The following is a 13,164-nucleotide window of genomic DNA, read 5'->3' on the forward strand; positions in this document are numbered from 1 at the left end:
ACGCGCCTCGGGGTTCGGTGAGTGAACACGATCCGACGGCAAGCTCTGCCGGAATCTTGCCGCAATTCCTTGCGGGAAGGAAGTTACCGGTGCATGACAGGTGCGTAAAGGGATCCGGCACCCCCGTCCACCCGGAATGGACGGCCGGGTCCGGTTGTTCGCACGGTCATGACCTTCTCCGTTGACGTGACCGTGCGCGGCTACGAGCTCGACACCCAGGGCCACCTGAACCAGGCCGTCTACCTCCAGTACGCGGAGCACGCCCGCTGGGAGCTGCTGCGCGCCGCCGGACTGCCCCAGGAGAAGCTGCTGGCCGACGGAATCGGCCCGGTGCAGCTGGAGGTGACGGTCAAGTACCGCCGCGAGCTGCGCGGCGGCGAGCGCGTACGGGTCACCTGCCGGTTCGACTACGGCACGGGCAAGACGTTCACCCTGGAGCAGCAGATCATCAAGGAGGACGGCACGGTGGCCGCGGAGATCACCGGAGTCGCCGGCGTCCTCGACCTGACCGAACGCCGCCTGGTCCCGGACCCGCAGGGGCGCTTGGCGGCACTGGCGGGCAACCCCGGCCTGCTGACGGGCTGATGCCGTGTCGGGCACCCGGGGAGGGGGAGCGCGACGGAGGGAGCCGGCGCGTACGAAGCCGCCCGCGTCCTGCCGATCCGCCTGACGGCCGAGGTGCGGCGCGGGGGCGCGCGTCGGGTCCAGGAGCACGCGCGCGGCGCCGCGCTCGCGCCCGGCCCGGTGGAGACGATCTCCGGCACTCCGGTCGCCGCCCGGCGGCGTTCGACCTCGACGGCCGCGTCATCGGGGACCCCGCCCCGCGGCGGCCCCCGATGCTCCCGAGCGGCCGCCACCCCATGCTCGACGGAGCGACACCGTGCCTCAGGGCCCGAGCAGTGCCGAGCCGTACCAGTCCGAGGCGTCGGCCACCCCCGGCAGCGCCAGGAAGTAGCCGCCGCCCGTCGTGGTGCTGAAGTCCGCGAACCGCTCGCCCTCCAGCCGCCTCTGCACCGTAGCGAACTGCCGGTCGACATCCCGCTGGTAGCAGCAGAAGACCAGCCCCACATCGAGCGTCCCGTCGGGAGCGAGGCCCCGGTCCACGTTGTAGCTGCGGCGCAGCAGGACCGAGTCCTCGCTCCCGGGCGTACGGGGGTTGGCACGGCGGATGTGGGAGTCCAGCGGTGTCACCCGGCCCTGCGGGTCCCGCCCGTAGTCCGGCGTGTCGCTCTCCTTCTTCCCGTCGAGCGGCGCACCGGTCGACTTGCGCCGGCCGAAGATCCGCTCCTGCTCGCCCAACGGCACCCGGTCCCACGCCTCGGCCCTCAACCGGATCGTGCGCAGCACCTGGTAGCTCCCGCCCCGTGCCCAGCCCGGCCCCTCCGGCCCGACCCAGACCAGCCGGTCCATCTCCCGCGCCGACGCGGTGTCCGGGTGCGCGGTCCCGTCCTTGAAGCCGGTGAAGGACCGGGGGCTGCCCTCGGGGCGCGGCGGGTTCACGAACCCGTCGGCCCGCCACCGGGCCCGCAGCAGCCCCGCGGTCTCCCGCGCCAGATCCCGTACGACATGGAGGACGGCGTCCGGGTGCTGCGCGCAGACCTGGACCAAGAGATCCCCGTGGCAGCCGCCTGGTTCGAGCCGGTCCCCGGGGAAGCGCGGCATCCGGGTGAGGCCGGGCGGCCGCGCACCCGCCAGCCCGAAACGCCCGTCGAACAGCGAGGCGCCCACCCCGACGGTGATCGTCAGCCGGTCCTCCGGCCCCCGCACCGCCGCCACGTCCGGATCCTTCGGGGTGACCCCGGCAGTGAGGACACGGGACCGCACGGTCAGCTTCCGGAAGAGCGCCGCCAGCTCCGCCCGGTCCCGTGCGAGCACGTCGAAGGCGACGAAACCGCCGAACCGCTGCTGCGGGGTCAGGATCCCCGCCTGGTGCGCGCCGTGGAACGGCACCCGGCCCTCGTCCGGGGCTGCCGCGGGGGCGCCGGAAGCCGCGCCCGCCGACACCGTACCGATCAGTCCCGCGCCTCCCACGACACTCGCGGCACCCCGTACGAAGGTCCGCCGCCCGAGACGGGCGTCCCGGTGTTGGTCACTTTCCGTCATGGCCGTTCCCCTTTTCGCGATGCGGACGGGCCGCTCTGTCTTTCTCACCTCTACCGCGCGGAGCACCAGCTCAGCGCCGCTTCCTCCGTGCGGGGCGGTTCGGCTGGGCCGGGAGGCCGAGCGCCGGGGCGTACGCCCCCTGATCGGCTGACTGCGAACAGTGAGTGACATGTTTCGCGGCGCGGCGGGGCACACAGGGGAGGTCTGTTCCCGGACCTGGCACCGGGATGTCCTGAACACCCCGAACCGGCCATGGGGAGAACCTCGGTGGAGAACACCTCGGTGCAGAACAAGGAATCCGTACGGAACTGCCCGTTCGACTACGCGCAGCAGCTCGAGTTCGACCCCCAGCTCCGGCAATTGCTGACCGAGGAGCCGGTCTCCCGTATCCGGATGGCGTACGGCGAGGGCGAAGCCTGGCTCGTCACCCGCTACGAGGACGTCCGCACGGTCACCACCGACCGTCGGTTCAGCCGCAGCGCCGTCCTCGGCCGCGACTTCCCCCGGATGACCCCGGAGCCGATCGTCCAGGCAGGGGCCATCAACCTCATGGATCCGCCCGCCAGCAGCCGGCTCCGCAGCCTGGTCGCCAAGAGCCTCACCCCGCGCCGCGTCGAGCAGATGCGCGGCGGGACCCAGCGCGTCGTCGACCGGCTGCTGGACGAGATGGCCGGGGAGGGCGCACCGGCCGACTTCGTCGCCCGGGTCTCCTCGCCGCTGCCGCTCATCACCATCTGCGAGGCGCTCGACATCCCCGAGGCCGACCGCCCCTGGCTCCGCGCCCACGCCATGACCATGATGAACGTCGGGGCCGCCGGCAAGCAGGACGCCGTACGCGCCAAGGCGGAGCTGCGCGGGTACTTCCAGGAACTGACCGCCGACCGCCGCCGCTCCCCGGGCGAGGACCTCATCAGCACCCTGGCCACCGCCCGGGACGGCGCCGAACTGCTGGACGACGACGAACTGGCCGTCATGGCGATGGTCCTGCTCATCACGGGCCAGGACACCACCACCTACCAGCTGGGCAACATCGCCTACACCCTGCTCACCCGCCCCGAACTCCTCCACTCCCTCCAGGCCGAACCGGCGCGGCTGCCGCGCACCCTGGAGGAGCTGCTGCGCCACATCCCCTTCCGCAAGGGCGTCGGCATCCCGCGCATCGCCCTGGAGGACGTGGAGCTCGGCGGCGTCCTCATCAAGGCCGGCGACGTGGTCCACGTGTCCTATCTGACGGCCAACCGGGACGCCGCGAAGTTCGACCGCCCCGACGAGCTGGACCCCGACCGGCCGTCCATCCCCCACATGACGTTCGGCTGGGGCGCCCACCACTGCCTGGGCGCGCCGCTGGCCACCATGGAGCTGGAAGTCGCCTTCTCCACCCTGCTGACCCGCTTTCCGGCCCTGCGTCTGGACGCAGCGCCCGAGGACATCGCGTGGAACACGACGTCCATCTGGCGCTACCCGCTCGCCCTGCCCGTCACCTGGTGACGAGAGCCTCCGCTCCCAGACAAGAGCCTCCGCTCCGAGATACGAGGAGAATCCATGGCGACCCTGTGCAGACCCGCCATCGCTGTGCCCGAGCACGTCATCACCATGCAGCAGACCCTGGACCTGGCCCGCGAGACCCACGCCGGGCACCCGCAGCGCGATCTCGTCCTGCGGCTCATCCAGAACACCGGCGTCCAGACCCGGCACCTCGTGCAGCCCATCGAGGAGACCCTGAAGCACCCCGGATTCGAGCTCCGCAACCGGGTGTACGAGGCCGAGGCCAAGAGGCGGGTGCCCGAGGTCGTCCGGCAGGCCCTCGCCCACGCCGAGACCGACCCGTCCGAGATCGACCTGATCGTCTACGTCTCCTGCACCGGCTTCATGATGCCCTCGCTGACCGCGTGGCTCATCAACACCATGGGCTTCAGGGCCGAGACCCGCCAACTGCCCATCGCCCAGCTCGGCTGCGCGGCGGGCGGCGCGGCCATCAACCGCGCGCACGACTTCTGCGTGGCCTACCCCGAGGCCAACGTCCTCATCGTCTCCTGCGAGTTCTGCTCGCTGTGCTACCAGCCCACCGACATCGGCGTCGGTTCGCTGCTCTCCAACGGGCTCTTCGGGGACGCCCTCTCCGCCGCCGTCGTCCGGGGGAAGGGCGGCACCGGGATGCGGCTGGAGCGCAACGGTTCGCACCTGGTGCCCGACACCGAGGACTGGATCTCCTACGCGGTCCGCGACACCGGATTCCACTTCCTGCTGGACAAGCGGGTCCCCGGCACCATGGAGATGCTCGCCCCGGTCCTGAAGGACCTGGTCGACCTGCACGGCTGGTCCGTCCCGGACATGGACTTCTTCATCGTCCACGCGGGCGGGCCGCGCATCCTGGACGACCTCTGCCACTTCCTGAAGCTGCCGCCGGAGATGTTCCGCTACAGCCGGGCCACCCTCACCGAACGCGGCAACATCGCCAGCTCCGTCGTCTTCGACGCGCTGGCCAGGCTCTTCGACGACGGCGGAGCAGCCGAGTCCGCGCAGGGCCTCATCGCCGGTTTCGGACCCGGCATCACCGCCGAGACGGCCGTGGGCACCTGGACCACGGACGACCTCCGCCCGTCCGTCGAGGCCGGCCTCGACGAGCTGGAGCTGACCGCCGGCGTTGCGCTGTCCGGCTGAACCGGCTAAGGCGACCGGCGGACGGGGACGAAGGAACGGGTGTTCGCGCTTCGCGGATGCACTGGCTCCGCGAACGGATCCCCATCCCGAGGAGAATGCATGCGCCTGCCCGCCCGATGGGCTACGGCCGCCCTGCCGCTGATCGCCCCGCTGATCGCCATCCCCGCCCCGGCCTCCGCCGACAGCGGGCCGGAAGGGGTCGCGGTGGAGCAGTCCGCCCGGGCCGTACCCGGGCAGTACATCGTCACCCTGGAGCCCGAACTCTCGCCGGACACCGTCCTGCGGGAGCTCGGGCTCAGCCCGATGTTCCGTTACGGGAACGTCCTGCACGGCTTCGCCGCCACGCTCACCGCCTCCGAACTCGAAGCGGTACGCACCGTGCCCGGCGTCCTCGCCGTCGAGGAGAACGCCGAAGTGGCGGTGGAGGCGCCCCGGGCGGGAAGCCTCTTCCGGGCCCCCGCGGCCGGCTGGGGCACCGACCGCATCGACCAGCGCACCCTGCCGTTGGACGACACCTTCACCACCACGGCCACCGGCGACGGCGTGAAGGTGTACGTCGTCGACACCGGGATCGACGCCGCGCACAGCGAGTTCGGCGGCCGGGTCGTCAACGGCTACGACGCCGTGGGGGACGGCCGCGGCGGCATGGACTGCAACGGGCACGGCACCCATGTCGCCGGCACCGCGGGCGGCGCGACCTCGGGCGTCGCCGAGGACGCCTCGCTGGTGAACGTCCGCGTCCTGAACTGCGAGGGCCGGGGCACCTGGGCCGGCATCCTCGCCGGGTTCGACTGGGTCGCCAAGGACGCCGAGCGCACCAAGACCCCCGGCGTGCTGAACGCCTCGCTGGGCGGGGCCCGCTCCAGCGCCGTCGACGCGGCGGTCGAGGCCGTCGCCGACGCGGGCGTGCTGCCCGTCGTGGCCGCCGGGAACGACGACCGGGACGCCTGCGACGTCTCCCCGGCGGCCGCCGACGGCGTGGTCACGGTCGGCGCGAGCGACCGGCAGGACCGGGAGACCTCCTTCAGCAACTGGGGTTCCTGCCTCGCGCTGTACGCCCCCGGGGCCGACATCGTCTCCGCCCGGCTCGGCGGCGGCACCGTCTCGCTGAACGGCACCTCCATGGCCAGCCCGCACGTCGCGGGCGTCGCCGCGCTCTACAAGCAGGAGAACCCCTCGGCCTCGCCCGCCGCCGTCGCGCGGTGGCTCACCGACACGGCCACCCCCGACGTGCTCGTCGGCCTCGGCCAGGGCTCGCCCGACCGGCTGCTGTACACCGGCGGCCTCTGACGGCCCATCGGACGGTCTGTCCGGTTCCCTGCGGCGGGGCCGGACAGGCCGTCCGCCTGTTGCCGGAACGGTGGACGGTCTCGCATTTCTCTGCAACTCTCTGACGGCACAGCGCAAAATGAGCCGCAGCAAACGCAGAAATGCATGTCCCCTGGCTGCGGTGACAGAGCCGCGCCCTCGGCGCGCCCCGCGCCGAGGCCGAAGATCGGGGAGCTATGAGAGCCCAACGCTGGAGCTGGCGGGCGCTGTCCGCCGTCGTCACGACCAGTCTTCTGATGATCGGCATACCGTCGCTCGCCGCCGCGGCGGCCGACGGACCCAACCTCGCCGTCGGCCGGGCCGCGGCCGCGAGCAGCGCCCACGCCGAGTACGGCGCGGCCAACATCACCGACGGCAACCGGTCGACGTACTGGGAGAGCGCCGGGGGCGGACTGCCCCAGTGGGTCCAGACCGACCTGGGCGCGGGGACCCGCGTCGACGAGGTGCGGCTGACCCTTCCGGCGGGCTGGGAGACCCGCACCCAGACGCTGTCCCTCCAGGGCAGCGCGGACGGCACCAGCTTCGCGACCCTGAAGAACTCCGCGACGTACACCTTCGCCCCGGGAGCCGCGAACGAGGTCACCATCGCGTTCCCGGCCACCCTGACCCGCTTCGTCCGCGTCAACATCACCGCCAACACCGGCTGGCCGGCCGCCCAGCTCTCCGAACTGGAGGTCCGGGGCGCCAACGACTCCTCGGCCGACCTCGCCGCGGGCAAGACCCTCACCGCCAGCAGCAGCAACGGCTCACAGATCCCGGCCAACGCCAACGACGGCAACCGCGACAGCCACTGGGCGAGCCGGAACGACCAGTTCCCCCAGTGGATCCAGGCGGACCTGGGCGCGTCCTTGGGCGTGGACCGGGTCGTGCTGCGACTCCCTGACGGCTGGGCGGCCCGCAGCCAGACCCTGAAGCTTCAGAGCAGCGCCAACGGCACGGAATTCACCGACCTCACCGCGTCCAAGGCCCACCGTTTCGACGCGGCGGGCGGACAGTCGGCGACCATCAGCTTCGACGCCACGACCGCGCGGTACGTCCGTGTCCTGTTCAGCGCCAACACCGGAGCAGAGGCCGCCCAGCTGGCCGAACTGGAGATCTACGGGCCCGCCACCGGCGACACCCGGGCTCCGACCGTGCCGACGAACCTCGCCCTCACCGAGCCCGCCACCGGCCAGATCCGGCTGACCTGGAAGGCGTCGACGGACGACAAGGGTGTCACGGGCTACGACATCTACGCGAACGACGACCTGCTCACCAGCGTGGGAGGCGACGTCACCACGTACACCGACACCCGCCCGGCCGGGCAGAAGGTCAGCTACTTCGTCCGCGCCAAGGACGCGGCGGGCAACGTCTCCGCCGACAGCGACACTGTCACCCGGGAGGGCGACACCGGCGACACCCAGGCACCCACGGCGCCCTCCGCCCTGGCGTTCACCGAACCCTCCAGCGGTTCGGTCAAGCTGACCTGGCAGGCGTCCACCGACGACAAGGGCGTCATCGGCTACGACATCTACGCCGACAATGTGCTGCGCGGCAGCGTCGCGGGCGACGTCCTGACCTATACCGACACCCGCTCGGCGTCCACCACGGTCAGCTACTTCGTGCGCGCGAGGGACGCGGCTGGCAACGTCTCCGGTGACAGCAACACCGTCACCCGCAACGGGCAGAGCGGCTCCGCCTCCAACCTCGCCGTGAACAAGCCGATCACGGCCTCCTCCGTGGTCCACACCTACGTCGCGGCGAACGCCAACGACAACAGCACCTCGACCTACTGGGAGGGCGCGGGCGGCAGTTACCCCAACACGCTCACCGTGCAGCTCGGCTCCAACGCCGACACGGAGAACGTCGTCGTCAAGCTCAACCCCGACAGCAGCTGGGGGCCCCGCACCCAGCGCATCGAGGTGCTCGGCCGGGAGCAGAGCTCCTCCTCCTTCAACTCTCTGGCTGCCGCGAAGGATTACGCCTTCAGTCCGGCGTCCGGCAACACGGTGGCCATCCCGGTCTCCGCCCGCGTCGCGGACGTCCGGCTGAAGTTCACCGCCAACAGCGGCTCCGGCGCCGGCCAGGTCGCCGAGTTCCAGGTCCTGGGCGCCCCGGCGGCCAACCCCGACCTCCAGGTCACCGGCATCACCGCCGCGCCCGCCGCCCCGGTCGAGACGGACGAGATCACTCTGACCGCGACCGTCCGCAACGCCGGAGCGCTCGCCGCCCCGGCGAGCAAGGTCGAGCTGCGGCTCGGCTCCACCAAGGTGGCCACCGCCTCGGTCGGCGCCCTGGCGCCGGGCGCCTCCACCGAGGTCAGCGCCGCCATCGGGGCGCGGAACGCGGGCAGTTACGAACTGAGCGCGGCCGCCGACGCGGCGGACGAGATCATCGAGGAGAACGAGACCAACAACACCCGCACCAGCGCCTCCCCGCTGATCGTGAAACCGGTCTCCAGCTCCGATCTGGTGGCCGCCGCGGTCACCACCTCGCCGTCGGCCGCCTCCGCCGGCGACACGGTCACCTTCTCAGCCGCCCTCAAGAACCAGGGCACGGTGGCCTCGGCGGGCGGAGCGCACGGCGTCACGCTGACCCTCGTGGACAGCAAGGGTGCCACGGTGAAGACCCTCACCGGCGCCCACAACGGGGCCATCGCGGCGGGCGCCACCACCGCACCGGTCTCCCTGGGCACCTGGACCGCCGCCAACGGCTCGTACACCGTACGGACCGTGATCGCGGCCGACGCCAACGAACTCCCGGTCAAGCGCGAGAACAACACCGCCACCCAGGCGCTCTTTGTCGGACGCGGCGCCGGCATGCCGTACGCCATGTACGAGGCGGAGGACGGCACGACCGGCGGCGGCGCCCAGGTCGTCGGCCCGAACCGGACCGTCGGCGACATCGCGGGCGAGGCCTCGGGACGCAAGGCGGTCACGCTCAACAGCACCGGCAATTACGTGGAGTTCACCACCCGGGCCTCGACCAACACCCTGGTCACCCGGTTCTCCGTGCCCGACGCCCCGGGCGGCGGCGGTATCGACTCCACGCTGAACGTCTACGTCGACGGCGCCTTCCTCAAGGCGATCGACCTCACCTCCCGGTACGCCTGGCTGTACGGGAACGAGACCGCTCCCGGCAACTCCCCGGGCGCCGGGGCGCCCCGTCACATCTACGACGAGGCGAACGTGATGCTGGGCAGGACCGTCCCGGCGGGATCGAAGATCCGGCTCCAGAAGGACAGCGCCAACACCTCTACGTACGCGATCGACTTCATCAATCTGGAGCAGGTCGCCCCGGTCGCCAACCCGGACCCCGCCGCGTACACCGTGCCGGCCGGCTTCACCCACCAGGACGTCCAGAACGCCCTGGACAAGGTCCGCATGGACACCACCGGCACGCTGGTGGGCGTCTACCTCCCGCCGGGGGAGTACAGCACGGCGAGCAAGTTCCAGGTGTACGGCAGGGCCGTGAAGGTCGTGGGGGCCGGGCCCTGGTACACCCGCTTCAACGCCCCGGCCGCGCAGGACAACACCGACGTCGGCTTCCGGGCCGCGGCCGACGCGAAGGGGTCGTCGTTCGCGAACTTCGCGTACTTCGGCAACTACACGTCACGGATCGACGGACCCGGCAAGGTCTTCGACTTCTCGAACGTGTCGGACATCGTGATCGACAACATCTGGAACGAGCACATGGTCTGCCTCTACTGGGGCGCCAACACCGACGACATCACCATCAAGAACTCCCGGATCCGCAACATGTTCGCCGACGGCGTCAACATGACCAACGGGTCCACCGGCAACCTCGTGACCAACAACGAGGCGCGGGCCACCGGTGACGACAGCTTCGCGCTCTTCTCGGCGATCGACGCCGGGGGAGCGGACATGAAGAACAACGTCTACGAGAACCTGACCTCGATCCTCACCTGGCGCGCGGCGGGCATCGCCGTCTACGGCGGGTACGACAACACCTTCCGCAACATCCACATCGCCGACACCCTGGTGTACTCCGGGATCACGGTCAGCTCGCTGGACTTCGGCTACCCGATGAACGGGTTCGGGACCGGACCGACGACGATCGAGAACGTCTCGATCGTGCGCGCGGGCGGTCACTTCTGGGGGTCGCAGACCTTCCCCGGAATCTGGCTGTTCTCTGCGTCGAAGGTGTTCCAGGGCATCCGCATCAACCACGTGGACATCGTCGACCCCACCTACAGCGGGATCATGTTCCAGACGAACTACGTCGGCGGACAGCCCCAGTTCCCGATCAAGGACACCGTGCTGAGCGACATCTCCATCTCGGGGGCGCGCAAGAGCGGCGACGCGTTCGACGCCAAGTCGGGCTTCGGGCTGTGGGCCAACGAGCTGCCGGAGGCGGGGCAGGGGCCGGCCGTCGGTGAAGTCACCTTCAACGGGCTGAAGTTCAGCGACAACGCGCAGGACATCAAGAACACGACGCCCGACTTCACGATCACCGTCAATCCGTAGGCCGGGAGAGGACGTCGAAGTGATCGCGAAGGGGTGAGCGCACGGGGGTGCTTCCCGGCGGCCGGGAAGCACCCCCGTTGTGTGCGTTCTTTGCATTCATAAGTCAATTGTTTGCATTGCTTGCGCTAGCCTTGCGGCATGACGCGACGACTTGCTCAGGTTGCCAAGAAGGTTGGGGTCAGCGAGGCCACGGTGAGCCGAGTGCTGAACGGCAAACCCGGGGTGTCCCGGGTCACCCGGCAGTCCGTGCTGACGGCCCTGGACGTCCTCGGCTACGAGCGCCCCACCCAACTGCGGGGCGAGCGCGCCAGGCTCGTCGGCCTCGTCCTGCCCGAACTGCAGAACCCGATCTTCCCCGCCTTCGCCGAGGTGATCGGCGGCGCCCTCGCCCAGCAGGGGCTCACCCCCGTCCTGTGCACCCAGACCAAGGGCGGGGTCTCCGAGGCGGACTACGTGGACCTCCTGCTCCAGCAGCAGGTCTCCGGTGTGGTCTTCGCCGGCGGCCTGTTCGCCCAGGCCGACGAGGCCCACGAGCACTACCACCGGCTCGCCGAGCGCCGGATCCCCGTCGTGCTGGTCAACGCCCCCATAGAAGGGCTCGACTTCCCCTGCGTCTCCTGCGACGACGCCGTCGCCATCGAGCGCGCCTGGCGCCATCTGGCCTCCCTCGGCCACGAGCGCATCGGGGTCGTGATGGGCCCCTCCGACCATGTGCCCTCCCGCCGCAAGCTCGCCGCGGCCCGGTCCGTCGCGTCGGCCAGCGGCGGGGAGCTGACCGAGGCGCACGTGGAACGCTCGATGTTCTCCCTGGAGGGCGGCCAGGCGGCGGCCGCCCGGCTGCTGGAGCGAGGGGTCACCGGCATCATCTGCGCCAGCGACCCCCTGGCGCTCGGCGCCGTCCGCGCGGCCCGCAGACGCGGCCTCGGGGTGCCCTGCGACATCTCGGTCGTCGGCTACGACGACTCGGCGTTCATGAACTGCACCGACCCCCCGCTCACCACCATCCGCCAGCCCATCGAGGCCATGGGCCGGGCCGCCGTCGAACTGCTCTGCGCGGGCATCCAGGGCGGATCGCTCCCGCCGGACGAACTGCTCTTCGAGCCGGAGCTCGTGGTCCGGGGCTCCACCGCGAAGGCGCCCCGTTGACTCCGGGCGCCGGTCCTTCCCCCGCCGTCCGGGCACGCCGGGTTCGCGGGGCGCGTGCGGCTGCGGCACAGTGGGGCACATGGACGACCTCAACGTAACGGCCGAGGAACACCTGACCGCCGCCCGCGCCTCCGCACACGGCCGCAGCGCCCACCTGGTGCTCCAGCAGCCTCCCTTGCGCCAGACGGTGATCGCCCTCACCGAAGGGACCGCGCTCGACGAGCACAACGCGCCGCCCGCCGCCTCGCTCCTCGTCCTGCGCGGCGGCGTCCGCCTCACCGCCGCGTCCGGCGACGCGGACCTGTCCGCCGGAACCCTGCACCCGATCCCGCAGGAACGGCACGGGCTGCTGGCGCTCAGCGACGCCGTGGTCCTGCTCACCGCCGTCAACGACTGACCGGCCGACGGTCGCCGGGGCACCCCGGGTGTGCCCCGGCCGCGACGTGGCAGGAGAGGATCGAGCGGGGGTCGGCACGTCCGGGAACGGGCAGGTCACCCCGGTCGCCGCAGCCACCCACGTCCCCGGAGTACCAGCTTGCCCACCCAGACCGCCTCCGCCGCGGACAGCACCGCCCCCGCCGACGGACCCGCCGCACCGCACCGCCCCTGGCTCACCGCTCTGCGCCGTACCCCGGTCTCGCTGTGGAACGACGACATCACCGACTGGGCCGCGGCTCTGACGTACTACGCCATCCTCGCCCTGCTCCCGGCGCTCCTGGTCACCGTCTCCGTGATCGGCCTGGCCAACCCGGACGCGACCAGCGCCCTGATCTCCGACATCACGGCGTTCGCGCCCGCCGAGTCCGGGGAGGCGCTGCGCAGACCGTTGGAGGCGGCGACCGAGGAACGCTCCGCCGTCTGGCTGCTCGTCGTGACCGGGTCCGTGAGCGCCGTCTGGTCCGCGTGCAGCTACCTCGCGGTCTTCCGCCGGGCGATGCACGCGATGCACGGAGTCCGGGACCACCGCCCGCCCCTGCGCCAGGCGCACATCATCGTCGTCTCGGCGATCGGCCTGCTCCTCCTCCTGATGACCAGCGCCTTCGCCCTCGTCATGACCGGCCCGCTGGCCCGCTGGCTCGGTCGTCGCATCGGTCTGCCGCACGAGGGCGAGACGCTGTGGGCGGCGCTGAAGTGGCCGCTGCTGGTGTTCCTCGTCGCCTGCCTGATCATGGTCCTCTTCAGCACCGGCCCCCGCTCCGCGCGGGGCGTCCGCCGGGGCCTGCCCGGTGGGATACTCGCCGCGATCTGCTGGCTCGCCGCATCGGCGCTGTTCGCCCTCTACGCGACCCAGGTCGGCAGCTACAGCAGGCTGTACGGATCGCTCGCCGGGCTCGTCGTCTTCCTGATCTGGGTCTGGTTCGCCAACCTCTCGCTGCTGGCCGGAGCCCAGTTCAACGTCGAACTGCGGCGGCCCGAACCGGGAGGGGAAACCGGTACGGGCGTGGACTGAGCCGGGCCG

Annotated in this window: 9 protein-coding genes; 8 read left to right on the forward strand and 1 reads right to left on the reverse strand. The window is 71.3% G+C overall.

Going from position 1 to position 13,164, the window contains the following annotated elements:
- Positions 1-168: 168 nt before the first annotated feature.
- Complete coding sequence (locus IE145_RS07125; RefSeq protein ID WP_189519934.1) at positions 169-585, forward strand: acyl-CoA thioesterase; 417 nt, start codon at positions 169-171, stop codon at positions 583-585.
- Between the two features lie 300 nt (positions 586-885).
- Here the strand turns inward: IE145_RS07125 and IE145_RS07130 are convergent, their stop codons facing one another.
- On the reverse strand, positions 886-2,031 hold the full coding sequence (locus IE145_RS07130; protein WP_189520230.1) for a Dyp-type peroxidase: 1,146 nt from the start codon (positions 2,029-2,031) through the stop codon (positions 886-888).
- 324 nt (positions 2,032-2,355) lie between these two features.
- Here IE145_RS07130 and IE145_RS07135 point away from each other — a divergent pair, with 324 nt between their 5' ends.
- From IE145_RS07135 to IE145_RS07165, 7 genes are all read left to right on the forward strand, one after another.
- Positions 2,356-3,591, forward strand: coding sequence for a cytochrome P450 (locus tag IE145_RS07135; protein ID WP_189519936.1), 1,236 nt, complete (start codon positions 2,356-2,358; stop codon positions 3,589-3,591).
- A gap of 39 nt (positions 3,592-3,630) precedes the next feature.
- The gene (locus tag IE145_RS07140; protein WP_268246810.1) at positions 3,631-4,764 is read left to right on the forward strand and encodes a type III polyketide synthase; all 1,134 of its coding nucleotides are present in this window, start codon (positions 3,631-3,633) and stop codon (positions 4,762-4,764) included.
- 99 nt (positions 4,765-4,863) lie between these two features.
- Positions 4,864-6,054, forward strand: coding sequence for a S8 family peptidase (locus IE145_RS07145; protein ID WP_189519940.1), 1,191 nt, complete (start codon positions 4,864-4,866; stop codon positions 6,052-6,054).
- Positions 6,055-6,269: 215 nt separating this feature from the next.
- Positions 6,270-10,559, forward strand: coding sequence for a discoidin domain-containing protein (locus IE145_RS07150; RefSeq protein ID WP_189519942.1), 4,290 nt, complete (start codon positions 6,270-6,272; stop codon positions 10,557-10,559).
- 138 nt (positions 10,560-10,697) lie between these two features.
- Positions 10,698-11,705: a LacI family DNA-binding transcriptional regulator gene (locus IE145_RS07155; RefSeq protein ID WP_189519944.1), complete on the forward strand. Its 1,008-nt coding sequence runs from the start codon at positions 10,698-10,700 to the stop codon at positions 11,703-11,705.
- Positions 11,706-11,784: 79 nt separating this feature from the next.
- Positions 11,785-12,102 carry a cupin domain-containing protein gene (locus tag IE145_RS07160; protein ID WP_189519946.1) on the forward strand — a complete coding sequence of 106 codons (318 nt, stop codon included), beginning with the start codon at positions 11,785-11,787 and terminating at the stop codon, positions 12,100-12,102.
- Between the two features lie 138 nt (positions 12,103-12,240).
- Positions 12,241-13,155, forward strand: a complete 915-nt coding sequence (locus IE145_RS07165; protein WP_189519949.1) for a YihY/virulence factor BrkB family protein — start codon at positions 12,241-12,243, stop codon at positions 13,153-13,155.
- The last annotated feature ends 9 nt before the right edge of the window (positions 13,156-13,164 follow it).

It is taken from the genome of Streptomyces sindenensis (assembly GCF_014649035.1).
Classification (GTDB): Bacteria; Actinomycetota; Actinomycetes; order Streptomycetales; family Streptomycetaceae; genus Streptomyces; species Streptomyces sindenensis.

What these genes read in the sequence shown, in the direction of transcription:
- IE145_RS07125 (WP_189519934.1), top strand. Translation starts at nt 169, where the DNA reads ATGACCTTCTCCGTTGACGTGACCGTGCGCGGCTACGAGCTCGACACC.
- IE145_RS07135 (WP_189519936.1), top strand. Translation starts at nt 2,356, where the DNA reads ATGGGGAGAACCTCGGTGGAGAACACCTCGGTGCAGAACAAGGAATCC.
- IE145_RS07145 (WP_189519940.1), top strand. Translation starts at nt 4,864, where the DNA reads ATGCGCCTGCCCGCCCGATGGGCTACGGCCGCCCTGCCGCTGATCGCC.
- IE145_RS07150 (WP_189519942.1), top strand. Translation starts at nt 6,270, where the DNA reads ATGAGAGCCCAACGCTGGAGCTGGCGGGCGCTGTCCGCCGTCGTCACG.
- IE145_RS07155 (WP_189519944.1), top strand. Translation starts at nt 10,698, where the DNA reads ATGACGCGACGACTTGCTCAGGTTGCCAAGAAGGTTGGGGTCAGCGAG.
- IE145_RS07160 (WP_189519946.1), top strand. Translation starts at nt 11,785, where the DNA reads ATGGACGACCTCAACGTAACGGCCGAGGAACACCTGACCGCCGCCCGC.